Raw genomic sequence first — 22,481 nt, forward strand, 5'->3', positions numbered from 1 at the left:
GGCGCAACCGACCACCCGCCCGGCTTCGGCACCTGCCACGGCACCAATGGACCTTTCATGACGCAACGAATCCGCAAGGCCGTCCTGCCCGTCGCCGGACTCGGCACCCGCTTCCTGCCGGCCACCAAGGCGATCCCGAAGGAGATGCTGACCATCGTCGACCGGCCGGTCGTCCAGCATGTGGTGGACGAGGCGCGCGCGGCGGGCATCGAGCACTTCATCTTCGTGACGGGGCGCAACAAGGCGGTGATCGAAGACCATTTCGACATGGCCTACGAGCTCGACGACACGCTCGCCAAGCGCAACAAGCTCAAGGAGCTGGAGGCGCTGAAGGCCGACCTGCCGCTCGCGGGCGCAACGAGCTTCACCCGCCAGCAGGCGCCGCTGGGCCTCGGCCACGCGGTCTGGTGCGCGCGCGAGATCGTCGGCGACGAGCCTTTCGCGCTGCTGCTGCCCGACATGCTGCACTATGCCCTGTCCGGGAAGGGCTGCCTCGCCGAGATGATCGACGCCTACGAGAAGCATGGCGGCAACCACATTGCCGTCGCGCCCGTTCCCGAGGACCAGACGCATCAATACGGCATCGTCGCGGTCGAGGATGCCAATGCCAAGGTCTCGAGGATCACCGGCATGGTCGAGAAGCCGCCGAAGGGCAAGGCGCCCTCCAACCTGCATGTCAGCGGCCGCTACATCCTGCAGCCGACGATCTTCAACCTGCTCGCCAACCAGGAGCCCGGCGCGGGCGGCGAAATCCAGCTCACCGATTCGATGGTCGCCCTGTCGCGGCTGGAAAGCTTCCATGCCGTCCGCTTCGACGGGGAGATCTACGACACCGGCTCGAAGATCGGTTTCCTCACCGCCAACATCGCCTATGCGCTGGACCGCAACGATCTCGCCCCGCAGTTGCGCGCCGAGATCGAGCGGCTGCTGGATCGCTGAGATCGGGGATGGCCGGCGCTCTCCGGCGCGCGGCCGCATCGTTCGGGAGATGAGCCGTTGAGCGATCAGAGCCTCGTCTTCGATCGCGCGCTCGGCCGTTCGCGGCTGATGCGGGCGCTCGCCGGCGACTATCCGGATTTCCTGCTGCAACGGGTGGCGGGCGATCTGGAGGAGCGGCTCGGCGCCGTGCTGCGCCAGTTTGCCGTCGCGGCCGATCTGGGCACGCCGCTTCCCGTCGTCGGGTCGGTGCTGGGGGGCAAGGCACAGCAGCTCTGGCGGCTGGCGGAAGCGACGGGCGGCGCCTCGCCCGATCTCGTCGGCGATCTGGAGAGCCTGCCCTTCGGGCCAGGATCGCTCGACCTCGCGGTCTCGCTGCTCGCCCTGCAGAACGTGAACGACCTGCCGGGCGCGCTCGTCCAGATCAAGCGTGCGCTTCGGCCGGACGGGCTCTTCATCGCCTGCCTGCTCGGGGGGCGGACTTTGCAGGAGTTGCGACAGGCCCTGCTCGAAGCCGAGAGCGAGACGAGCGGTGGTGTCAGCCCCCGCGTCGCGCCCTTCGGCGACCTGCGCGATCTCGGCGGGCTCCTCCAGCGCGCGGGCTTCGCCCTGCCGGTCATCGACAGCGAGATCGTCACCGTGCGCTACCGCGACGCCTTCGGGCTGATGCGCGACCTGCGCGCGATGGGCTGGGCCAATGCGCTCATCGCCCGCCGCAAGGCTCCCTTGCGGCGCGCAACCCTGCTGCGGGCGGCCGCGATCTATGCCGAGCGCTTCGCCGATCCGGACGGGCGGGTGCGCGCGACCTTCGAATGCGTCTGGCTCTCGGGCTGGGCCCCGCATGAAAGCCAGCAGAAGCCGCTGAAGCCGGGCTCCGCCAAGGCCCGGCTGGCGGACGCGCTGGGCGTGCCGGAAATCAGGCCCGGCACCGAGCCGGGGACGCCGCGGTGAGCGAGCGGCAGCCCCGCCTCAGCCGCGCCGATCTGCGCGTCTTCCGCGTCATTCCGACGCGCTGGCACGACAATGACGCCTATGGCCACGTCAACAACGTCGTCTACTATTCCTGGTTCGACACGGCGGTGAACGCCTGGCTGATCGAGAACGGCTTTCTCGACCTTGGCGGCAGCGAGATCGTCGGGCTCGTGGTCGAGACCGCCTGTACCTATTTCGAGAGCGTCGCCTTTCCCGAGACGGTCGAGGCGGGCTTTGCGGTGGAGCGGCTCGGCACCAGCTCGGTGACCTATCGCATCGGCATCTTCCGGGAGGGCCGGGACCAGGCGGCGGCGCAGGGGCGCTTCACGCATGTCTATGTCGGCCGCGCGGACCAGAGGCCGGTGCCCGTTCCCGCTGCCTTGCGGGCGGCCCTGGCGGACATGCGCGCCTGAAAAGAAGCGGGACATCGCTCAAACGTTGTCTCGCAGCCGCACACGGGTTATGCCGCCTCCATCGCCCGCCGGACCGCCAGGAAGCCTGAGCCCGTGATTCCGAACGACATCAAGATCACCCCGCAGCTTGTGGCCGAGCACGGCCTGAAGCCGGACGAGTATCAGCGCTTCCTGCACCTGATCGGCCGCGAGCCGACGATCACCGAGCTCGGCATCGTCTCGGCGATGTGGAACGAGCACTGCTCCTACAAGTCGTCGAAGATCCATCTGAAGACGCTGCCGACCAAGGCGCCCTGGGTGATCCAGGGCCCGGGCGAGAATGCCGGCGTCATCGACATCGGCGACGGCACCGCGATCGTCTTCAAGATGGAGAGCCACAACCACCCCTCCTTCATCGAGCCCTATCAGGGGGCCACGACGGGCGTTGGCGGCATCCTGCGCGACGTCTTCACCATGGGCGCGCGACCGATCGCGGTGCTCGACGCGCTGCGCTTCGGCTCGCCGGAGCATCCGCGCACGCGCCATCTCGTCTCCGGCGTCGTCGCCGGCATCGGCGGCTACGGCAATTCCTTCGGCGTGCCGAATGTCGGCGGCGCAACGGGCTTCCACAGCCGCTATGACGGCAACATCCTGGTCAACGCCATGGCGGTCGGCATCGCCCGGGCCGACGAAATCTTCTACGCCAAGGCCTCGGGCGTCGGGAAGGCGATCGTCTATCTCGGCTCCAAGACCGGCCGCGACGGCATCCACGGCGCGACCATGGCCTCGGCCGAATTCGACGACAAGTCGGAGGAGAAGCGCCCGACCGTGCAGGTCGGCGACCCCTTCGCCGAGAAGCTGCTGCTCGAGGCCTGCCTCGAGATCATGGCCGCCGGCCATGTCGATGCGATCCAGGACATGGGCGCGGCGGGCCTGACCTGCTCGGCCGTGGAGATGGGCGCCAAGGGCGACCTCGGCGTCGAGCTCGACCTCGACAAGGTGCCCTGCCGCGAGGAGGGCATGAGCGCCTATGAGATGATGCTCTCCGAGAGCCAGGAGCGCATGCTCATGGTGATCAAGCCGGGGCATGAGGACGCCGCCGAGGCGATCTTCCGCAAATGGGGGCTCGATTTCGCCGTCATCGGCCACACCACCGACAGCCTCCGCTTCGTCGTGAAGCACCAGGGCGAGGTCATGGCCGACCTGCCGATCAAGGAGCTCGGCGACGAGGCGCCCGAATATGACCGGCCCTGGATCGAGACCCCGCCGCAGCAGCGCGTCGCGCCCGAGAGCGTGACCCCGCCTTGCGGGAACGCCGACGCGCTCAGGAAGCTGATCGGCTCGCCGGACCTGTCGTCCAAGCGCTGGATCTGGGAGCAGTACGACACGCTGATCCTCGGCAATTCCGTGGTGACGCCCGGCGGCGATGCCGGCGTGATCCGCATCGAGGACGGGCCCAAGGGCCTCGCCATGACGGCCGACGTCACCCCGCGCTACTGCGAGGCCGACCCGTTCGAGGGCGGCAAGCAGGCGGTGGCGGAAGCCTGGCGCAACCTCACCGCCACCGGCGCCAGGCCGCTCGCGATCACCGACAACCTGAACTTCGGCAATCCGGAGAAGCCCGAGGTGATGGGCCAGCTCGTCGGCTGCATCAAGGGCATCGGCGAGGCCTGCACGGCGCTCGACTTCCCGGTCGTCTCCGGCAACGTCTCACTCTACAACGAGACCAACGGCGTCTCGATCCTGCCCACCCCGACCATCGGCGGCGTCGGCGTCATGGCCGATGTGACGAAGCATGCGACCGTCGCCTTCAAGGCCGAGGGCGAGGCGATCATCCTGATCGGCGAGACCGCGGGCTGGCTCGGCCAGAGCGCCTATCTCGCCACCGTCTGCGGCCGTGAGGAAGGCGCCCCGCCGCCGGTCGACCTCACCATCGAGCGCCGCAACGGCGATTTCGTCCGCGGGCTGATCGAGTCCGGCAAGGTCACGACCTGTCATGACCTGTCGGATGGCGGGCTCGCCGTGGCGCTCGCCGAGATGGCGATGGCGAAAGGCATCGGCGCGACGATCGAGACGCTGCCGGCCGGCCCGGCTCATGCCGTGCTCTTCGGCGAAGACCAGGCGCGCTATGTCCTGGCGGTGCCTGCCGCCGAGGCGGACGCGCTCCTCGCAGCGGCGAAGGCGGCCAGCGTGCCGGCGCTTGCCATCGGCCGGACGGGCGGCGTTTCGCTCAGCCTGCCGGGCGAGCCGGCGCTGGCGATCACCGATCTGCGCAGCATCCACGAAGACTGGCTGCCGTCCTACATGGCCGGCAAGGCCGCCTGAGGAGAACCGCCATGGCGATGGATGCCCACGACATCGAGGCGATGATCAAGGCGGCGCTGCCGGACGCGATCGTCGAGATCAAGGATCTCGCCGGCGACGGCGACCACTATGCGGCGACCGTGACCTCGGCCGCCTTCAAGGGCAAGACCCGGGTGCAGCAGCACCAGATGGTCTATGCCGCGCTGCAGGGGAACATGGGCGGCGTCCTGCACGCCCTTGCGCTGACGACCTCGGTTCCCCAGAATTAGGGGACGAGTTTCCGCGGAGGCTGCCATGCCGGCCGATACGCTTTACGAGGACGACATCGTCGCCTGGGCCGAGCAGCAGTCTCAGGCCATTCGCGAACTCGTGCGCGCTCGGCCTGAGCTTTCGAACTCCATCGACTGGCAGAACATTGTCGAGGAGATCGAGACCTTGGGGCGAAGCGAGTTGAAGGCCGTTGCATCGCATATGCGCGTCGCGCTCAAGCACATCCTCAAGGCCTATTGCGATCCCGATGCGCTGTCCTGCCGAGTCTGGGAGGGCGAGACCAACCGGGCGCTCGCCGAGGCGCGCGAGGATTACCGCCCGTCGATGCGGCAACATCTCGACATCGACGCGATCTGGCAGGGTGCTTTCAGGTTCGCTGCCGACACGCTTCGAATCTACGGTATTCGTATCCCGCCGGGGATTCCGACGAAGAGCCCCTTCGAACTCGACCAGCTTCTGGACGCGGCTTTCGATCATCGCAGCGGCCTCGAAACGCTGCTCGGCAAGCCGTCTTCAAGCCACTGACTCAACACAGGATCAAGCTCATGTCCGACACCAACGCCCGCATCGATGCCGAGGTGAAGTCCGCCGATGTCGTGCTCTTCATGAAGGGCACGCCGCAATTCCCGATGTGTGGCTTCTCGGGGCAGGTGGTGCAGATCCTGTCCTATGTCGGCGTGCCGTTCAAAGGCGTGAACGTGCTCGAGGATCAGGAGATCCGCGAGGGCATCAAGACCTATTCGAACTGGCCGACGATCCCGCAGCTCTACGTCAAGGGCGAGTTTGTCGGCGGCTGCGACATCACCCGCGAGATGTTCCAGGCTGGCGAGCTGCAGGCGCTCTTCGAGGAGAAGGGCATCGCGGTGAAGCAGGCGAGCTGAGGCCGGCGTCACGCTTCGCAACGAGGCCGGCGTCAGCCGGCCTTTTCATTTGAGAAGCAGCCAGTCCTCCACCACCAGCGCGTCGAGCCCGCTGGTGTAGAACATCAGGATCGCGTCTTCCGCCGTGTGCAGGATCGGCTTGCCCATGATGTTGAAGGAGGTGTTCAGGACGACCGGCACGCCGGTCAGTTCGTGGAAGGCCGAGATCAGGGCGTGATAGCGCGGGTTGCGCTCGGCCGTGACACTCTGCAGGCGGCCGGTCGCGTCTTCATGCACCACGGCCGGCACACGGTCGCGCACCGCTTCCTTCCAGACCAGCGTGCGCTCCATATAGGGCGCGTCCTGATAGTTCTCGAACCAGTCGGCGGCGTGCTCCGCCAGGATCGAGGGTGCGAAGGGGCGGAAGGCCTCGCGGTATTTCACCTTGGCGTTGAGGATGTCCTTGGCATCGGCGGGGCGGGGATCGGCGATGATCGAGCGGTTCCCGAGCGCGCGCGGGCCGAACTCGGCGCGGCCCTGCACCCAGCCGATCAGCTTGCCTTCGGTGAGGAGCTTTGCCGTCACCGGCGCGATCTCGTCAGGGGAGAGCTTTCGCAGGCGTTTTTCCCAACGCTGCATGCGCTCGAAGGGCTCGGTCGAGACGGTCGAGCCGAGATAGGGCGTGAGCGGTCCCTTCGGCGCGCGCCAGTCGGGGTTAGCTTCCGCGTGGGCGAGCCAGGCGGCGCCGATGGCGTTGCCGTCATCGGCGGGGGCGGAGGGCACGAAGACGCTCGTGAAGCCGTGGCGGCCCGCGATCCTGCCGTTGAAGGAGGAATTGAGCGCGCAGCCGCCGGCAAGCACGAGGTTTTCGCTCGGGACCAGCACCGCGGCTTCGCCGAGCAGCGCCTCCATCATCTCGGCGAAAACATCCTGCCCGCAGCGGGCAAGGTCCGCCCAGCCCTGGTCGAGCGCGTCGGCCGGGCGTTTCGCGAGAATCTCGGCGGCGACGGCCTGCACGACATCCGCCTTGGCGAAGGCAAGCTTGTGGCCCTCGATGCTGTAGAGCTTGCGCAGCAGCGCCATCAGCTCCGGGTCGGTCTTGCCATAGGGGGCAAGCCCCATGATCTTCCATTCCTCGCCCTTGGCCTGGTCGAAACCGGCGAGATCGGTGACGAGCCCGAAATAGAAGCCGATCGATTCCCGGCCGCGATGGCGCTTCACTTCGCGCAGCTTGCCGCCCTCGAGGGCGAAGATGGCGGAGGCGCCGGTCTCGCCCATGCCGTCGACGACGAGGCAGGCGGCGTTGTCGAAAGGCGAGGACCAGCAGGCATAGGCGGCGTGGCTGAGATGGTGGCCATAACGCTTCAGGCCGGTGACGTTGGCCTCGCCATAGGCCCGGTCGAGCCCGAGCAGGACACCCATGCCGGCGCGCTGCTGGCCCAGATGGAGCGAGGCGATCAGCGCCCGTTCCGTCCGCTCCGGCACCAGCGAGCGGTTCAGCTCGGGCGAGAGCTTGAGCAAGGCTTCCAGCGTGAAGGAGCCGGCCCGCGCCATCTGGTCGAGGAAGCCGGTGAAATCCTCGCCCCAGCTCGTGGCGATGCGGACCCCGGCGCCCTTGGGAATGTAGCGCTTCAGCAGCCCTTCCATGCGCGGCGCCGAATCCGGCTCGCAGTTCGGCGCGCGCTTGTATTGCAGGTAGCGCTCGGTGGCCTCGGCAAAGAGCACCTCGCCATCGGGCCCGATGATGGCGAGGGCGGGGTCGTGGAAGGTGGTGGCGAGGCCGATCGTATAGGTCATGGGCCGCAGGATATGGCGCAGGGGGACGCGGCAGGCAATCGCGAGCTGTCATTCCGGGGCTCGCGCAGCGAGAACCCGGAACCCACGGCCGGGCGAGCCGCCAGGCTTGATCCTCACCGGCCGTGGTTTCCCGGTTAAGGCCTATGGCCGCCCTGGCCGTTCAGCGGCCGGTCGCGGCCGCCATCAAAGCCTTCGAATCCGCGCTGGCCCAGTCGGCCGGTCCCTGGAGAATGCCGAGTTCGCAGCCTTGCCTGTCGACGATGATGCTGACCGGCATGCCCTCGACCTTGTGCGCGGCGCGCAGCGCCTGGAAGGTCGCGGCCTGCGGATCGCCATAGAAGGGCAGGGCAGTGACCTTGTTCTCGGCGAGCCAGGCCTTCGGCTTGTCGAGATTGCGGGTGTCGATGTTGATCGCGACCACGGCGAAGTCCGGCCCGCCCATCGCCTTCTGCAGCGCATCGAGGGCCGGCATTTCCTTGAGGCAGGGCGCGCACCAGGTCGCCCAGAGATTGACGAGCAGGGTCTTGCCCTTGAGCGCGGCGAGCGTCATCGGCTGGCCGTCCGGCCCCGTGAAGGCGAGCTCAGGCGCCGGCTGAGGGTCCTTGCGGATCTCGACAGCCGCGACCTCGCCCTTCGCCAGCGGCGTCATGCGCGCGGCTGTCTGGCGCGCGGCCTTGCATGATCCGTTGCCGGCATCGCCCGCGAGGGAGTAGAAGGCCGCCACGCCTGCGAGGCCGAGCGCCGCCACGACCCCGAGGGCCACACCGATCTTCGTTCCTGACGTCATCGCGCGTCCTCAAAAGCAGGAAAGACCGCCGTGAGCAATCGCATGTGGGGTGGGCGTTTCGCCACAGGTCCCGACGCCATCATGGAGGAGATCAACGCCTCGATCGACTTCGACAAGACGCTCTGGCGGCAGGATATCCGCGGCTCTCTGGCGCATGCGGCGATGCTGGCGGAGACCGGGATCCTGACCAGGGACGATGTGGCGACGATCACCGAAGGGCTGAAGAGCGTCGAAGGCGAGATCGAGGCCGGGACCTTCACCTTCTCGCGGGCGCTCGAAGACGTGCATATGAACGTCGAGTCCAGTCTCAAGGACAGGATCGGCCTCGCCGCCGGCCGGCTCCACACGGCCCGCTCGCGCAACGACCAGGTCGCGACCGACATGCGGCTGTGGGTGCGCGACACGCTCGACGAGCTCGACGGGCAGATGCGCGACCTCCAGCAGGCGCTGGCCGAGAAGGCCGACATCTATGCCGGCGCGGTGATGCCGGGCTTCACCCATCTGCAATCGGCGCAGCCGGTCACCTTCGGCCACCATCTCCTCGCCTATGTCGAGATGCTCGGCCGCGACCGCGGCCGCGTCCGCGATGCCCGCGCCCGCCTCAACGAATGTCCGCTGGGTGCCGCCGCGCTGGCCGGTACCTCCTTCCCGATCGACCGGCACATGACGGCGAAGGCGCTCGGCTTCGACCGGCCGACGGCGAATTCGCTCGATTCGGTCTCGGACCGCGATTTCGTGCTGGAGACGCTCTCGGCGGCCTCGATCTGCGCGATGCACCTCTCCCGGCTGGCCGAGGAGATCGTGCTGTGGGCGACGCCGCAATTCGGCTTCATCAGGCTCTCGGACGCCTTCTCGACCGGCTCCTCGATCATGCCGCAGAAGCGCAATCCGGATGCGGCCGAGCTGGTGCGCGGCAAGGCGGGGCGCGTCTTCGGGGCGCTGCAGGCGCTGCTGACGATGATGAAGGGCCTGCCGCTGAGCTATTCCAAGGACATGCAGGAGGACAAGGAAGGCACCTTCGACGCCCTGCAGACGATCTCGCTCTGCCTGGCCGCCATGACCGGCATGGTCCGCGACATGCAGCCCGACCTGAAGACGATGAAGAAGGCTGCCGGATTCGGCTATGCCACCGCGACCGATCTCGCCGACTGGCTGGTGCGGGTGCTGAAGATGCCGTTCCGCGACGCTCACCATGTCACCGGCCGGCTCGTCGGCATCGCCTCGGAGAAGAAGGTGGGGCTTGAGAAGCTCTCGCTCGCCGAGATGCAGGCGGTCGAGCCGCAGATCACGGAGGCGGTCTTCGCGGTGCTCGGCGTCGACCAGTCGGTCAAGAGCCGCACGAGCTATGGCGGCACGGCGCCGGCCAATGTCCGCAAGCAGGCGCGGCGCTGGCTGAAGCAGCTGTCCAGATAGCGCGTCATGCTCGGGCTCGATCCGAGCCTCTCGAAAGCCGGTGGCTTCGTGTCACGATTTTCTCGGGCGAAGCCCCGTTTCGCCCGAGAATGACGCAGCCGAGAGCCTCGCACTCGGCCGCGTCCTCCGCTACAGTCCCGCCACGCTTCGTCCGAGGGTTCGTCTTCGTGCTTCAACCAGGTTTGAAATTCGGCCGTGCCCTGCTGGTCGTCGGCCTTCTCGGCGTCGCGCTTGGCGCCTGCGGTCGCAAGGGTCCGCTCGAGCCGCCGCCGAATGTCAGCGGCGCGGTCGATCTGCCGGACAACCAGGTCGGCGCGCAGCCCAGCGACGTGCCCGAGATCGGCTCGGCCTCCGTGCTCGCCAAGCCGGCCAAGGCCAACCGCGCGATCACCGTGCCGAACAAGCCGTTCATCCTCGATCCGCTGATGTGAACCGAACCACGCCGTCATCCCGGGCGACCGTCAGGGAGACCCGGGATCCATGCCGGAGCGCCTGCCGGCGGCGTTCAGGCATGGATCCCCGATCTCCGCTTCGCTCCGTCCGGGATGACGGAGCGGGTTTGAGTCGATCTTCTCAAAGTTGGTATCCATGCATCATTTCGCCTATCGCGACGGTTCCCTCCATGCCGAAGGCGTCGATCTCGCCCGGATCGCGGCGGAGGTCGGCACGCCGGTCTATGTCTATTCCAGCGCGACGATCGAGCGGCATTACACGCTCTTTGCCGAGGCGGTGAAGCGCGCCGCGCCGGCCGGCAAGGCGCATGTCTTCTACGCGATGAAGGCGAACGGCAATCTCGGCGTGCTGAAGACGCTGGGCGCGCTCGGGGCCGGCGTCGACACGGTCTCGGAGGGCGAGGTGCGCAAGGCGCTGGCCGCCGGCATTCCCGCGAGCAGGATCGTGTTCTCCGGCGTCGGCAAGAGCGAGCAGGAGCTGCGTTTCGCGGTCGAGGCCGGGATCTACCAGGTCAATATCGAGACCGAGGGCGAGCTCGAGCTGCTCTCGAGGGTCGCGGCGTCGCTCGGCAAGCGGCAGGAGGCGGTATTCCGCGTCAATCCGGATATCGGCGCCGGCGGCCACGCCAAGATCACGACCGGATCGTCCGAGAACAAGTTCGGCGTCTCCTTCGAGGAGGTCGGGCGGCTCTATGCGCGCGCGGCCAATCTTCCCGGCGTGCGCATCATGGGACTGGCCGTCCATATCGGCAGCCAGATCCGGGAAACGGACGCTTTCGAGGCCGCCTATACGAAAATGGTGGCGCTGGTCGGCGATTTGCGCGGCGAAGGGCACCGCGTGGACCGGCTCGATCTCGGCGGCGGGCTCGGCATTCCCTACGACGTGCCCCATGATTTCGATCATGGCCCCGAGCTGATCGAGGCCTATGCGGCAATGGTCGGCAAGGTGACCAAGGGGCTCGATGTCGAGCTCGGTTTCGAGCCCGGGCGCCTGATCGTCGGCAATGCGGGCATCCTGCTGACCAGGGTGCTGCATCTCAATCCGCGCCCCACCAAGCAGTTCCTCGTCGTCGATGCGGCGATGAACGACCTCGTCCGGCCGGCGATGTACGAGGCCTATCACGAGATCTGGCCGGTGGCGGAACAGCCGGCGGATGCGCCAAGCGTCGCCTATGACGTGGTCGGGCCGATCTGCGAATCGGGCGATACCTTCACCACCGGCCGCAGCCTGCCGAGGATGGCGCCGGGCGACCTCATCGCCTTCATGACGGCGGGGGCCTATGGCGCCTCGATGTCCTCCACCTACAACCAGCGCCTGCTCGTGCCAGAGGTGCTGGTGAAGGGCGACCGATACGCCGTCACGCGCCCGCGCCAGAGCTATGACGAGCTGATCGGGATGGACCGGCTGCCGGGGTGGCTGGCGTGAACCGCCTCGTTTTCTCTCCGGAAGGGGCACGGGAAATCCCTCTCCTGTAAAGACAGGGGCAGGGGTGAGGTGTCGGCCCGTGGACCGGCGAGGCAACTCCTCACCGCCAGCGGTTTGGGGAGTGCCCAAGCGTCCAACGGCCTACCCTCACGCTGCCCTTTCCCTCCGGGAGAGGGTTCCGAGCGGTTGCCGTTCACGAAACGTGGAGCAGGGTGCAAAGCCGGACGGGCTGAGACCGATCATCATGGTCGCCTCCTATCGGATGCGTGATGATCGGGGGGCTGGTCACGCCACATTCCCGTGCTAGCCTGAGATCATTGCGATACCGAACGGCGAATGGGGGCTGCCCGGAGCGATGGCATGAGCGAGGCAGAGCGCCGCAAGGCGCCCGACACGATCGACGGCGTCCGGCTCCGGCTGCGCCGTCTCGCGCTGGCTTCGCGGGTGTCGCTCGGCTGGGAGCGGCTGTGGCCGCGGATCTGGCTGCCGCTCGGCGTCGTGCTCGCCTTCCTCGCCGTCTCCTGGTTCGGCCTGTGGACGCATCTGCCCTGGTTTGGGCGTATCGCCGGCGTCGTTCTCTTCCTCGCCGCGCTCGCGGCGAGCCTCTGGCAGGTGGCGCGGACGGTGCTGCCGACCTATCGCGAGAGTCTGGCCCGGCTCGACAGCTCGTTCTCCGGCGGCCATCGGCCCGCCTCGACGCTGGACGACAGCCTCGCCGTCGGTTCGGCCGACCCTGTTTCCCAGGCGCTGTGGAAGCTGCATGTCGAGCGCCAGAGCCGGCATGTCGCCGGGCTCAAGGTTGCCGCGCCGCAGCCGCGCATGGCCGCCCACGACAAGCTCGCCCTGCGCGCCGTGCCGCTGCTCGCGGCCGTCGCTGCCTTCTTCGTCGCCGGGCCTGAGGCGACGCAGCGCCTCTCCGCCGCCTTCGACTGGCAGGGGCCGCCCGGCGTCACGCCCTCGACCCGCATCGACGCCTGGATCGATCCGCCGGCCTATACGCGGCTGCCGCCGGTCCTGATCGACTTCGCCAAGCTGGCGAGCTCCACCATCAGCGCGCCGGAGAAGTCGGTGATCGTCGTGCGCGTTGCCGGCAGGACCGGGATCGACGTCGCGACCACGGGCCGTCTCGACCTGGTCAAGCCGGAGGAGAAGGACAGGCAGCAGGCCAAGGGCGCGTCCGGCGACAAGGCCGCCGCGGCGCCCGCCCAGCCGGCGCCCGGCCAGCAGCAGGCCGTGCTGGAGCGGCGCTACACCCTCGCCGGCAACGGCACGCTGAAGCTCACCGGCAGCGGGGCCCCCGGCACGACGCTGACCCTCACCGCCATCGCCGACCAGCCGCCGACGATTCGCTTTTCCGAGCCGCCCAAGGCCATCGTCGGCGCGCAGTCCGGCGGACTGGGCATCATTTACCGGGCCAGGGACGATTACGGCCTCGCCTCGATCGAGGTGAACGTCTCGCGGCCGGATGCCGGGGCCAAGGCGGGCCGGGCGCTGGTCGAGCCGCCGAAGCAGAACCTCGCCGTGCCGTCCTCCGCCTCCGGCGACGAGGACCAGAAGGGCACGGTGGATTTCTCCGCCCATCCCTGGGCCGGCGCCAGGGTTCGCATGGTGCTCGTCGCCAAGGACGAGGCCGGGCAGGAAGGCCGCAGCGAGCCGGTCGAGATCGTGCTGCCGCAGCGCACCTTCACCAACCCGCTCGCCAAGGCGCTGGTCGAGCAGCGGCGCAAGCTGGTGATGAATGTCGACGACCGCCGGCTCGTGCAGCTCGGCATGGACGCGCTGATGATCGAGCCCGATCTCTTCATGAAGGAGAAGGGCACCTATCTCGGCATGCGGATGCTGACCGAGCGCCTGCGCAAGGCCGGCAGCGACGCCGAGCTGGTCGAGGTTTCCGAGCTGATGTGGGCGCTGGCGCTCCAGCTCGAGGATGGCGGCATGACCGATGCCGAGCGGGCACTGCGCCAGGCGCAGGAGAATTTGCAGCAGGCGCTGGAGCGCGGCGCGTCCGAGGAGGACATCAAGAAGCTGACCGACGAGATGCGCAAGGCGATGGACAACTACATGCGCCAGCTCGCCGAGCAGATGATGCGCCAGCAGCAGCAGAACGGCGACCGCGACCAGGCGCAGCTGCCTGAGAACTTCCGCACGGTGACGCCGCGCGACCTGCAGAACATGCTCGACCGCATCGAGGAGCTGTCGAAGCGCGGCGACATGGCCGAGGCGCAGCGGCTGATGGAGCAGCTCAACCAGATGCTCAACAATCTCCAGATGGCGCGGCCGGGCCAGCAGCGCCAGAACGAGATGGGGCAGGCGCTGGGCGATCTCGACCGGATGACGCGCGACCAGCAGAACCTGCGCGACGAGACCTACCGGAACGAGCAACGCCGGCAGGGCCAGACGCAGCGCGGCCAGCGCCCCGGCCAGCAGCAGGCGCGGCCCGGCCAGCGCGGCCAGCAGGGACAGCAGGGCCAACGCGGACAGCAGGGGCAAAGGGGCCAGGGCCAGCAAGGCGAGCAGGGGCAGGACGGCGAAGACGGCGAGGGCATGCAGGGCCAGAACGGACAGGGCCAAGGTGGGCAAGGCCTGTCCCAGCGCCAGCAGGCCCTGCGCGAACGCCTGCAGGACCTCCAGCGCAAGATGCGCGGGATGGGCGCGCCGCAGAATGGCGAGCTCGGCGAGGCCGAGGAGGCGATGCGCGAGGCCGAGCGGCAGCTCGGGCAGGGGCAGGGCGACGGCGCGCTCGACGCACAGGGCAAGGCTCTCGATGCCCTTCGCCGCGGCGGCCAGAAGCTGGCCCAGCAGATGCAGGAAGGCCAGCCCGGCGAGGGCGAGGGCCAGGCCTATGGCGAGCCCGACGGGCGCCCCGCTGGCCGGCCTTCCGCCCAGCAGCGCGGCAGCGAGGACCCGCTCGGCCGGCCGCAGCGCCAGCGCGACTGGTCGGATGGTCGGGTCAAGGTGCCCGGTGCCGACGAGGGCGCGACCCAGCGCGCACGCCGCATCCTCGAGGAGCTGCGCAAGCGGCTCGGCGACCCGCTGCGCCCGCAGGAGGAGCTGGATTATCTGGAGCGGCTGCTCAGGCGGAACTGACGGAAGCCCGTACCTTTCGAAGCGCGGGGAACCCGCGCCTTCTCAGGCGTCCGATGTCCGCCCGGCCCCGCTCGCCACCAGCGCCCCGATGACGATCATCGCGCAGGAGGCCGCCAGCATCAGGCTCGCCGGGGCATAGCCGAACAGGACCAGGATCAGCGTCGAGAGCACCGGAGCGGCATAGGAGGCGACGCCGAGCAAGGCGACGTCGCCCTGCTTCATGCCGATGTCCCAGACCACGAAGGCGAGCCCGATCGAGCCCAGCCCGAGCCCGAAGACACCGGCCCATTCGACGATGCTCGGCGCCCACAGCGTGGTCTCGAAGGCGGCGTGGCAGGCAAAGGCGAGGCCGGCGCAGACCAGCATGGTGACGCAGAGGCTTTCCGAGGGCACGGCAGCGAAACGCCGCGAGGCCACCGAATAGCTCGCCCAGACGAAGGCGCCGAGCGCGGCGAAGACATGGCCGGGGGCGAGCCCGGTTCCGCCGGTCAGCCCGCCCGAGACGAGAAGCGCGGTGGCGACGAGGCCGATGAGCGCGCCGACGAGATGGCGCGGCTTCAGGCCCGCGCCCGGCAGCAGCGCGGCGAAGAGGACGATCAGCAGCGGCCAGAGGTAATGGATCAGGTTCGCTTCCGCAGGCGGCGCCGTCTTTACCGCGGCGTAGTAGAGCGCGGTGTCGCCGAACAGGCCGTAGATGCCGAGCGCGAGCGAGGCCGGCGTCGGGCGGATGCGGGAGAGCTGCCCGCGCAGGCCCGCGACAGCGAGGATCAGCAATCCGCCGATCAGGAAGGTCAGCCCGACGAGCTGGAAGGGCGGGACCCGGCCCGACATCGCCGTGAACAGGGCCAAGGTCGACCAGAGCAGGATGGCGCAGAAGCCGATGAGGGTGGCGGTGCGGATGGTCATGAGCGCTCGTCGGCTTGCCTTGTCTGTCCGATAGCAGCTTCGGCAGGCGATGCCAGCCATCGCCGCGGCCAAACCGGCATTTTGCGCCGCAGCACGGCTTGCCAGCCATGGAAGCCATGCTTGCGCCCCTGTTGACCCGGGGCAAAAGGCGCAGCATGCGTCGGAGATGACCACGATCCCGCTCCAGACGATCGCCCGCCGCCCGCTGATGCCGGTGCTGGCCGCGCTCAGCCTCGCCCATCTGCTGAACGACCTCGTCCAGTCGATGATCCCGGCGCTCTATCCGCTGATCAAGGACACCTACAAGCTCGACTTCATGCAGATCGGCTTCATCACGCTGGCCTTCCAGGTAACGTCGTCGCTGCTGCAGCCGCTGCTGGGCTATGTCACCGATCGCAGGCCGTGGCCCTATGCGATGGTGGCCGGCATGTGCTCGACGCTGGCCGGGCTGCTGCTGCTTTCCTTCGCGCACAGCTATGCGCTGGTGCTGCTGGCGGCGGGGCTGATCGGGCTCGGATCGGCTGTCTTCCATCCCGAGGCCACGCGGATGGCCCGTCATGCCGCCGCGGGGCGGCAGGGGCTGGCGCAGGGCGTGTTCCAGGTCGGTGGCCATGTCGGCTATGCGGTCGGCCCGCTGCTGGCGGCGGCCGTGGTGATGCCGCGCGGGCAGGAGAGCCTGTCCTGGTTCTCCGGCGTCGTGCTGCTGGCGATGGCGCTGATGGGCTGGATCGGCTCGCGCTATGCCGCGATGCGGCGCGAGCAGGCGTCGTCCAAGGGGCATGCCGAGGATGTCGCCAGCCACGGCCTGCCCAAGGGGCGGGTGATGCTGGCCATGGCGGTTCTGATCGTCCTGCTGATCTCCAAGAACGGCTACACCGCCGCCTTCACCTCCTACTACACCTTCTACCTGATCCAGCGCTTCGGCATCGAGGTGCAGCTCTCGCAGATCATGCTGTTCCTTTATCTCGTCGTCGGCGCCGTCGGCGTCATCCTCGGCGGGATGATCGGGGACCGGATCGGCCGCGACCGGGTGATCTGGCTGTCGATTCTCGGCTCGCTGCCCTTCGCGCTGATGCTGCCCTATGCCGACCTGTTCTGGACCGGCGTGCTCAGCGTGATCGTCAGCTTCATCATGGCGAGCGCCTTCTCGGCGATCCTGATCTATGCGATCGACCTCGTGCCGCACCGCATCGGGCTGGTCGGCGGCCTGTTCTACGGGCTGTCCTTCGGCCTCGGCGGCGTGGCGGCGGCGGCCATCGGCGCGCTCGCCGACCAGATCGGCATCATCGCCGTGTTCAAGCTCTGCGCCTGGCTGCCGGCCCTCGGCCTGCTGACCTTCCTGCTGCCGAGAGGCGGCAAGCGGGTTTGATCTCGTCTTTCATTGCGAGCGAAGCGAAGACATCCAGGAGCTGTGGCGCTTTGCCGCCCCTGGATTGCTTCGTCGCTTCGCTCCTCGCAATGACGGAGAGCGGACGCGTATGAGAAGCGAGCGGGGCCTCAGGCCATATACTGCCCGCCATTGATGGCGAAGGTCGCGCCGGTGGCGAAGGCGCCCTGCTCGGAGGCGAGGAAGACGACCATCGCCGCGATCTCCTCCGGCTTGCCGAGGCGGCCGACCGGAATGCCGGCAATCACGCGCTGAAGGGCGGCTTCCGGCATCGCCGCGACCATGTCGGTGCCGATATAGCCGGGCGTGATCGCGTTGACGGTGATGCCCTTGTTGGCGTTCTCCTGCGCCAGCGCCTTGACGAAGCCGATATCGCCGGCCTTCGCGGCGGAATAGTTCACCTGGCCCATCTGGCCCTTCGAACCGTTGATCGAGGAGATCACGACGATGCGGCCGAAATTGCGGGCGCGCATGCCCTCGATCACCGGGCGCGTCATGTTGAAGAGCGAGTCGAGATTGGTGCGGATCACGTCCGACCAGTGCTCCTTCGTCATCTTGTGGAAGAAGCCGTCGCGGGTGATGCCGGCATTGTTGACGAGGATGTCGATGGGGCCGAGTTCGGCCTCGACCTTGGCGATGCCCGCCGCGCAGGCGTCGTAGTCGCCGACATCCCACTTGAACACCGGGATGCCGGTCTCGGCCTTGAACTTGGCGGCGGCCTCGTCGTTGCCGGCATAGCTGGCGGCGACCTTATGGCCGGCCTCCTGCAGCGCCTTGCTGATCGCCGCGCCGATGCCGCGCGTGCCCCCCGTGACCAGTGCAACCTTCGTCATGGCCGTCTCCCTCTCGCCTGCTTCTTGATGGAACGGGACGCCCCGGTTCGAGCCGGGGCGTCTGTCGTCGGTACTGTGGCGCTGCGCTCAGCGCTCGATGGCCATGGCGACGCCCATGCCGCCGCCGATGCAGAGCGTGGCGAGGCCCTTCTTGGCGTCGCGCTTTTCCATCTCGTGCAGCAGCGTCACCAGCACGCGCGCGCCCGAGGCGCCGATCGGGTGGCCGATGGCGATGGCCCCGCCATTGACGTTGACGATGTCGGTGCTCCAGCCGAGGTCCTTGTTGACCGCGATCGCCTGCGCCGCGAAGGCCTCATTGGCCTCGACGAGATCAAGGTCGGAGACGCTCCAGCCGGCCTTCTCCAGGGCCTTGCGGGTCGCCGGGATCGGCCCCGTGCCCATGATGGCGGGATCGACGCCGGCGGTGGCCCAGCCCTTGATCGTCGCGAGCGGCTTCAGCCCGCGCTTGGCGGCCTCCCTGGCGCTCATGATCACCAGGGCGGCGGCGCCGTCATTGATGCCCGAGGCGTTGCCGGCCGTGACCGTGCCGTCCTTGGAGAAGGCGGGCTTCAGCTTGGCCATCGCCTCGGCGGTCGCGCCGTGGCGGGGGTACTCGTCCTGGTCGACGACGATGTCGCCCTTGCGGGTCGAAACGGTGAAGGGAACGATCTCGTCCTTGAAGCGGCCGGCCTTCTGCGCCGCCTCGGCCTTGTTCTGCGACTTCACCGCGAACTCGTCCTGCTCCTGCCGGCTGATCTGCCATTTGGTCGCGACGTTCTCGGCGGTGGTGCCCATGTGGTAGCCGTGGAAGGCGTCCCAGAGCCCGTCCTTGATCATCGTGTCGATGAATTTGAGGTCGCCCATCTTGGTGCCAGAGCGCAGATGCGCGGCGTGCTGCGCCATCGACATCGATTCCTGGCCGCCGGCGACGATGATGTCGGCATCGCCATTGGCGATCTGCTGCAGGCCGATGGCCACCGCGCGCAGGCCCGAGCCGCAAAGCTGGTTCAGCCCCCAGGCGGTCTTCTCCTGCGGGATGCCGGCGGCCATCGCGGCCTGGCGGGCCGGGTTCTGGCCCTGACCGGCGGTCAGGATCTGGCCCATGATGACCTCGTCGACATCGGCGGGGTCGACCTTGGCGCGCTTCAGCGCCTCCTTGATCGCGGCGGCGCCCAGCTCATGGGCCGGGGTGTTGGCGAAGGCGCCGTTGAAGGCGCCGACCGCCGTGCGCGCCGCGCCGACGATCACGATATCCGAATCTGCCATGAGAGAGTTCCTCGCTGTTGTCTGGCCTGCTCCGCTCCCGCCGAAGCAGGCCCTTCCGCGTCACCTTCGAAGGCCGATGTGACCGCGTCAAGTCAGCCTTACTGCCCAAACCTCATGGGCGGGCCGGTTCGGCGGCGTTGCCGGGATGCGCGGCAGGCGGCCCTACCTTGGGCGGATTTTTGCGCCGCAACCGCGAAAAACCTTGCGGCGCAGCAGCGAAAAGCTATCGTTTCTCCCTGGGGAGAACGTTCCGCATCGCTTCGGCCAATGATCGGAGGGGGCGGATCAACGTCAAGCAGGGCACGATGGCCAGCGACAAAGAACCGACCGTCATCAAGAAATACGCCAATCGGCGCCTCTACCACACCGGAACGAGTTCCTACGTCACGCTGGAAGACCTGGCCACGCTGGTGCGCGGTGGCGAGGATTTCGTCGTCTACGACGCCAAGTCGGGCGAGGACATCACGCGCTCCGTGCTGGCGCAGATCATCTTCGACGAGGAGGCCAAGGACGGCCAGAACCTCCTGCCGATCACCTTCCTGCGCCAGCTCATCCGCCTCTATGGCGACAGCATGCAGGCGGTCGTGCCGCGCTTCCTGGAGTTCTCGATGGAGAACTTCGCGCAGGAGCAGAACAAGATGCGCGAGCAGATGAGCAAGGCCTTCGGCGGCTCGGCCTTCGGCGGTCCGGCCATCGACGCGCTGCAGGCGCAGACGCGGGCGAACATGCAGATGTTCACCGAGGCGTTCCGGCTGTTCAACCCCTTCACGGCCACGGCCGCCGCGGCGCAGGCCAGCCAGGAGGGCGGCGCACAGCCGGTGAAGAACGATGATCTCGGGGATCTCAAGCGCGAGCTCAGCGAGATGCGCGAAAGGCTGGACAAGCTCTCCCGCTCGAAATGAGCCGCCGCTGGACAGCTTGCACCTGACGGGCAGCGCTCGAGGGCGCTGCTCCTAAGGAGCCGCGAGCCACGCTGCGCCGCAGCACTTCGGGCGAGTGAGGCAGACGGGGCTGACGGCGTCAGCCTGCGGCCCGCTGCAGCGGCAGCGGGGATGCCTCGACAGGAGGGCCGAGTTCGGCCCGGCCGACGAGGTGGCCCTGCAGATAGGTCACGCCCCAGTCGCGCAGCATCGTCGCCTGCCACTCGTCATCGACCCATTCCGCCACCGTCTCGACGCCGAGATGGCCGGCAAGGTCGATCAGCGTGCGCACATAGAAGCGGTCGTCGGTCGAGCGACGCAGATTCTGGGTGAAGGCCCCGTCGATCTTGAGCAGGTCGATCGGAAAGGCGCGCAGGTGCTTCAGCGAGGTGTGGCCGGCGCCGAAATCATCGATCGCGATGCGGCAGCCATGGCTCTTGATGCGCCCGAGAAGCTTGGCCACCCGGGCCGGGTGCTCGATCGTGGCGGTCTCGGTCACCTCCACGATGAGGCGTCGTGCCGCGGCCGGGGCTGCTCCCGTGCAGGCGAGGAAGGCATCGATCCATTCCGGATCGCCGAGCGAGCGCGGCGAGACGTTGACCGACAGCGACAGGTCGGGGTCCGCCATCAGCCGCTCGAGCGCAAGCTCCAGCACGCGGTGATCGAACAGCCGCACCAGCCCGCGCCGTTCCAGCAGCGGGATGAGCTCGGCCGAGGCGAAGTACAGGCCCGATTCGGGCTGGCCGACGCGCAGCAGGGCCTCATGGAAGGCCGTTTCGCGAGAGACGGCGCTGACGATCGGCTGGAGGGCGAGGCGGACGCGCCGCTCGTTCAGCGCCGCGATCGCCTGCACGTCGAGATTGACGCGTTCGACCTTGTCGTTGCTGCGCCGCCTCGGCTTTGCGAGCACGGCATCGTCCACCGCGCCCGCGCGCGCCTCGGCGAGGGCGCCTTCGGCGGCGGTCAGCAGCTGGCCGGCATGGTTCGTCAGTTCGGGGGCGATGGCGGCGCCGACGCGCAGCCGCACCAGGGCGATGCCGCGGCCGGTCTCGATCGCCGATTCGGCCACGACCTTGATGAAGCGCTTGGCCGCGGCGTCGATCTGGTCGCGCGGGCAGCCGGAGAGCAGGATCGCGAAGCTGTTGCCGGCATAGCGGACCAGATGATCGCGCCGGCGCGTCACCGAGCGCAGCCGCTCATGCACCGTGGCGATGATCTCGTCGGTCGCCTCATGGCCGAAATCGTCATTGAGGCGGGCGAGTTCGTCGATCGCGGCGACGAGAATCACGACGCTGCGCTCCTGCGGCAACTGCTCCTGCAGGGCGGCATGGATCTGCTCGACCAGGGCCGGGCGATCGCAGAGGTCGGGGCCGGAGACGACCAGTTCCTCGGCGCGGGCGGCCCGTTCCAGGCGCAGCACGCCGCGGGCACAGGCCGGGCGGCCGTCGCTGCCGGCGAACCAGCGGCCGGTATCCTCCACCCACATCTTGCGGCCGGCGAGATCGACCGCGTAGCGCGTGCGATAGACGACGCCCTCGCCCTGGTCGTGCTCGCTGGAGCCGAAGATCGCGTCATAGCGGCTGGGGCCGCTGCCGGGCTCGACGAGCGCGGCAAAGCCGATGCCGCGCTTCATCGCCTTCTCGGGCAGGCGGCCGAGGACCGTGGCGGCGTTGGGGCCCCAGCTCAGCGCGTCGCCCTGGATCTCCCAGGAATAGACCACCTCACCGATCGAGGACAGCAAGCCGCGCGGGTCGATCGCGCTGCCGTTGCCGAAGGTGAAGAGCGACGGGGAGGGCATCGCGAGCGGCCTCGATCAGACAGCGCGTGCCGCACCGTCCTGGTGCCATCCCGCACTGTCCGGGTTTGCGGGGTGCATCGAAGATGGGAGCATTTTGCTTAACGGCCCGTTAACGTGGCGAGGCGCTTGCAAGGAGAATCACTCAAAAGCGCATTTGTGCCGGAGTGGGACATGTTTGAGGCAAGGGAGGACGGCCGAACCGGGCGCCATGCCGACAGCGCCCCCTCGCTTGTCCTGCTGCAGGCGGCGGCGGCACAGGCGGGCATCGGCAGCTTTGCGCTGCGGGGTGAGGGAACCGCGCAGGCGGCGGCCCTGCGCTACCGGGCCGCTGCGCAGCTCTTGCGGCGCGCAGGCGGGCGCTGAGACGGCGCGCCCATCACAGACAAAGAAAAACCGGCCTCGCGGCCGGTTCGTTCGTCTCGGGGCTTGCGCCGATCCGTCGAGGATCAGGCCTCGGCCTTGACCTTCAGCACCTGGCGGCCACGATACATGCCGCTCTTCAGGTCGACATGGTGCGGGCGGCGCAGCTCGCCGGAGTTCTTGTCCTCGATATAGGTGGGCTGCTTCAGCGCGTCGGCCGAGCGGCGCATGCCGCGCTTCGACGGCGACGTCTTCTTCTTCGGAACGGCCATTGTACTCTCCATCGTGCCGCCGTCAGGATACGCGGCTTCAAAG

Annotated in this window: 21 protein-coding genes; 14 read left to right on the forward strand and 7 right to left on the reverse strand. The window is 68.3% G+C overall.

All coding sequences use genetic code 11. The features are described 5' to 3' along the window. The first annotated feature begins 57 nt into the window (after window positions 1–57). The 7 genes from galU to grxD all read left to right on the forward strand — a co-directional run bounded on the left by galU (window position 58) and on the right by grxD (window position 5,755). Window positions 58–939, forward strand: a complete 882-nt coding sequence (galU, locus tag BW981_RS09795) for a UTP--glucose-1-phosphate uridylyltransferase GalU (RefSeq protein WP_076438584.1) — start codon at window positions 58–60, stop codon at window positions 937–939. 57 nt (window positions 940–996) lie between these two features. Beyond that, window positions 997–1,887, forward strand: coding sequence for a methyltransferase domain-containing protein (locus BW981_RS09800; RefSeq protein WP_076438586.1), 891 nt, complete (start codon window positions 997–999; stop codon window positions 1,885–1,887). Continuing rightward, the gene (locus tag BW981_RS09805; RefSeq protein WP_076438587.1) at window positions 1,884–2,321 is read left to right on the forward strand and encodes an acyl-CoA thioesterase; all 438 of its coding nucleotides are present in this window, start codon (window positions 1,884–1,886) and stop codon (window positions 2,319–2,321) included. Before BW981_RS09800 ends, BW981_RS09805 begins: the two co-directional genes overlap by 4 nt. Before the next feature lie 93 nt (window positions 2,322–2,414). Further along, window positions 2,415–4,625 (forward strand): phosphoribosylformylglycinamidine synthase subunit PurL, encoded by a 2,211-nt coding sequence (purL, locus tag BW981_RS09810; protein ID WP_139333714.1) that lies wholly within the window; start codon window positions 2,415–2,417, stop codon window positions 4,623–4,625. 11 nt (window positions 4,626–4,636) lie between these two features. Then, complete coding sequence (locus tag BW981_RS09815; protein ID WP_076438589.1) at window positions 4,637–4,873, forward strand: BolA/IbaG family iron-sulfur metabolism protein; 237 nt, start codon at window positions 4,637–4,639, stop codon at window positions 4,871–4,873. A gap of 25 nt (window positions 4,874–4,898) precedes the next feature. Then, complete coding sequence (locus BW981_RS09820; protein WP_076438590.1) at window positions 4,899–5,399, forward strand: DUF29 domain-containing protein; 501 nt, start codon at window positions 4,899–4,901, stop codon at window positions 5,397–5,399. A gap of 20 nt (window positions 5,400–5,419) precedes the next feature. After that, window positions 5,420–5,755 carry a Grx4 family monothiol glutaredoxin gene (grxD, locus tag BW981_RS09825; RefSeq protein WP_076438592.1) on the forward strand — a complete coding sequence of 112 codons (336 nt, stop codon included), beginning with the start codon at window positions 5,420–5,422 and terminating at the stop codon, window positions 5,753–5,755. Between the two features lie 45 nt (window positions 5,756–5,800). Here the strand turns inward: grxD and BW981_RS09830 are convergent, their stop codons facing one another. After that, window positions 5,801–7,531 (reverse strand): carbamoyltransferase family protein, encoded by a 1,731-nt coding sequence (locus BW981_RS09830; protein WP_076438593.1) that lies wholly within the window; start codon window positions 7,529–7,531, stop codon window positions 5,801–5,803. A gap of 160 nt (window positions 7,532–7,691) precedes the next feature. Further along, entirely contained in the window at window positions 7,692–8,318 is a 627-nt protein-coding gene (locus BW981_RS09835; RefSeq protein ID WP_076438595.1) for a thiol:disulfide interchange protein TlpA, read from the reverse strand. A 30-nt stretch (window positions 8,319–8,348) separates the two neighbouring features. On the opposite strand from BW981_RS09835, the gene argH reads away from it, so the two are divergent. The 4 genes from argH to BW981_RS09855 all read left to right on the forward strand — a co-directional run bounded on the left by argH (window position 8,349) and on the right by BW981_RS09855 (window position 14,696). After that, window positions 8,349–9,731, forward strand: coding sequence for an argininosuccinate lyase (gene argH, locus BW981_RS09840; RefSeq protein ID WP_076438597.1), 1,383 nt, complete (start codon window positions 8,349–8,351; stop codon window positions 9,729–9,731). 167 nt (window positions 9,732–9,898) lie between these two features. After that, window positions 9,899–10,162 (forward strand): LPS translocon maturation chaperone LptM, encoded by a 264-nt coding sequence (locus BW981_RS09845; RefSeq protein ID WP_076438598.1) that lies wholly within the window; start codon window positions 9,899–9,901, stop codon window positions 10,160–10,162. A 157-nt stretch (window positions 10,163–10,319) separates the two neighbouring features. Beyond that, a complete protein-coding gene (gene lysA, locus BW981_RS09850) occupies window positions 10,320–11,609 on the forward strand; it encodes a diaminopimelate decarboxylase (protein WP_076438600.1) in 1,290 nt (429 codons plus the stop codon). A gap of 360 nt (window positions 11,610–11,969) precedes the next feature. Then, entirely contained in the window at window positions 11,970–14,696 is a 2,727-nt protein-coding gene (locus tag BW981_RS09855; RefSeq protein ID WP_076438602.1) for a TIGR02302 family protein, read from the forward strand. Between the two features lie 42 nt (window positions 14,697–14,738). Here the strand turns inward: BW981_RS09855 and BW981_RS09860 are convergent, their stop codons facing one another. Further along, on the reverse strand, window positions 14,739–15,602 hold the full coding sequence (locus tag BW981_RS09860; RefSeq protein ID WP_076438605.1) for an aromatic amino acid exporter YddG: 864 nt from the start codon (window positions 15,600–15,602) through the stop codon (window positions 14,739–14,741). A gap of 166 nt (window positions 15,603–15,768) precedes the next feature. On the opposite strand from BW981_RS09860, the gene BW981_RS09865 reads away from it, so the two are divergent. Beyond that, window positions 15,769–16,971, forward strand: a complete 1,203-nt coding sequence (locus BW981_RS09865; RefSeq protein WP_076438607.1) for an MFS transporter — start codon at window positions 15,769–15,771, stop codon at window positions 16,969–16,971. Between the two features lie 128 nt (window positions 16,972–17,099). On the opposite strand, the gene phbB is transcribed toward BW981_RS09865, so the two are convergent. Both phbB and BW981_RS09875 read right to left on the reverse strand, forming a co-directional pair. Further along, window positions 17,100–17,822: an acetoacetyl-CoA reductase gene (phbB, locus tag BW981_RS09870; RefSeq protein WP_076438610.1), complete on the reverse strand. Its 723-nt coding sequence runs from the start codon at window positions 17,820–17,822 to the stop codon at window positions 17,100–17,102. Between the two features lie 87 nt (window positions 17,823–17,909). After that, entirely contained in the window at window positions 17,910–19,088 is a 1,179-nt protein-coding gene (locus tag BW981_RS09875) for an acetyl-CoA C-acetyltransferase (RefSeq protein ID WP_076438613.1), read from the reverse strand. 305 nt (window positions 19,089–19,393) lie between these two features. Here BW981_RS09875 and phaR point away from each other — a divergent pair, with 305 nt between their 5' ends. Further along, on the forward strand, window positions 19,394–19,990 hold the full coding sequence (phaR, locus tag BW981_RS09880) for a polyhydroxyalkanoate synthesis repressor PhaR (protein WP_076438614.1): 597 nt from the start codon (window positions 19,394–19,396) through the stop codon (window positions 19,988–19,990). A 118-nt stretch (window positions 19,991–20,108) separates the two neighbouring features. Here the strand turns inward: phaR and BW981_RS09885 are convergent, their stop codons facing one another. Continuing rightward, window positions 20,109–21,806 (reverse strand): bifunctional diguanylate cyclase/phosphodiesterase, encoded by a 1,698-nt coding sequence (locus tag BW981_RS09885; protein ID WP_083712267.1) that lies wholly within the window; start codon window positions 21,804–21,806, stop codon window positions 20,109–20,111. 171 nt (window positions 21,807–21,977) lie between these two features. On the opposite strand from BW981_RS09885, the gene BW981_RS09890 reads away from it, so the two are divergent. Continuing rightward, window positions 21,978–22,169: a hypothetical protein gene (locus BW981_RS09890; RefSeq protein WP_076438616.1), complete on the forward strand. Its 192-nt coding sequence runs from the start codon at window positions 21,978–21,980 to the stop codon at window positions 22,167–22,169. A gap of 83 nt (window positions 22,170–22,252) precedes the next feature. On the opposite strand, the gene rpmF is transcribed toward BW981_RS09890, so the two are convergent. Beyond that, a complete protein-coding gene (gene rpmF / locus BW981_RS09895; RefSeq protein ID WP_076438618.1) occupies window positions 22,253–22,438 on the reverse strand; it encodes a 50S ribosomal protein L32 in 186 nt (61 codons plus the stop codon). Between the last annotated feature and the right edge of the window lie 43 nt (window positions 22,439–22,481).

This window comes from Allobosea sp. TND4EK4 (genome assembly GCF_900156025.1).
Classification (GTDB): domain Bacteria; phylum Pseudomonadota; class Alphaproteobacteria; order Rhizobiales; family Beijerinckiaceae; genus Allobosea.

Coding starts and splice junctions, on each gene's coding strand:
- galU (WP_076438584.1), top strand. CDS start 58: ATGACGCAACGAATCCGCAAGGCCGTCCTGCCCGTCGCCGGACTCGGC.
- BW981_RS09815 (WP_076438589.1), top strand. CDS start 4,637: ATGGCGATGGATGCCCACGACATCGAGGCGATGATCAAGGCGGCGCTG.
- BW981_RS09820 (WP_076438590.1), top strand. CDS start 4,899: ATGCCGGCCGATACGCTTTACGAGGACGACATCGTCGCCTGGGCCGAG.
- grxD (WP_076438592.1), top strand. CDS start 5,420: ATGTCCGACACCAACGCCCGCATCGATGCCGAGGTGAAGTCCGCCGAT.
- BW981_RS09830 (WP_076438593.1), bottom strand. CDS start 7,531: ATGACCTATACGATCGGCCTCGCCACCACCTTCCACGACCCCGCCCTC.
- BW981_RS09835 (WP_076438595.1), bottom strand. CDS start 8,318: ATGACGTCAGGAACGAAGATCGGTGTGGCCCTCGGGGTCGTGGCGGCG.
- lysA (WP_076438600.1), top strand. CDS start 10,320: ATGCATCATTTCGCCTATCGCGACGGTTCCCTCCATGCCGAAGGCGTC.
- BW981_RS09855 (WP_076438602.1), top strand. CDS start 11,970: ATGAGCGAGGCAGAGCGCCGCAAGGCGCCCGACACGATCGACGGCGTC.
- BW981_RS09860 (WP_076438605.1), bottom strand. CDS start 15,602: ATGACCATCCGCACCGCCACCCTCATCGGCTTCTGCGCCATCCTGCTC.
- BW981_RS09865 (WP_076438607.1), top strand. CDS start 15,769: ATGACCACGATCCCGCTCCAGACGATCGCCCGCCGCCCGCTGATGCCG.
- phbB (WP_076438610.1), bottom strand. CDS start 17,822: ATGACGAAGGTTGCACTGGTCACGGGGGGCACGCGCGGCATCGGCGCG.
- BW981_RS09875 (WP_076438613.1), bottom strand. CDS start 19,088: ATGGCAGATTCGGATATCGTGATCGTCGGCGCGGCGCGCACGGCGGTC.
- phaR (WP_076438614.1), top strand. CDS start 19,394: ATGGCCAGCGACAAAGAACCGACCGTCATCAAGAAATACGCCAATCGG.
- BW981_RS09885 (WP_083712267.1), bottom strand. CDS start 21,806: ATGCCCTCCCCGTCGCTCTTCACCTTCGGCAACGGCAGCGCGATCGAC.
- BW981_RS09890 (WP_076438616.1), top strand. CDS start 21,978: ATGTTTGAGGCAAGGGAGGACGGCCGAACCGGGCGCCATGCCGACAGC.
- rpmF (WP_076438618.1), bottom strand. CDS start 22,438: ATGGCCGTTCCGAAGAAGAAGACGTCGCCGTCGAAGCGCGGCATGCGC.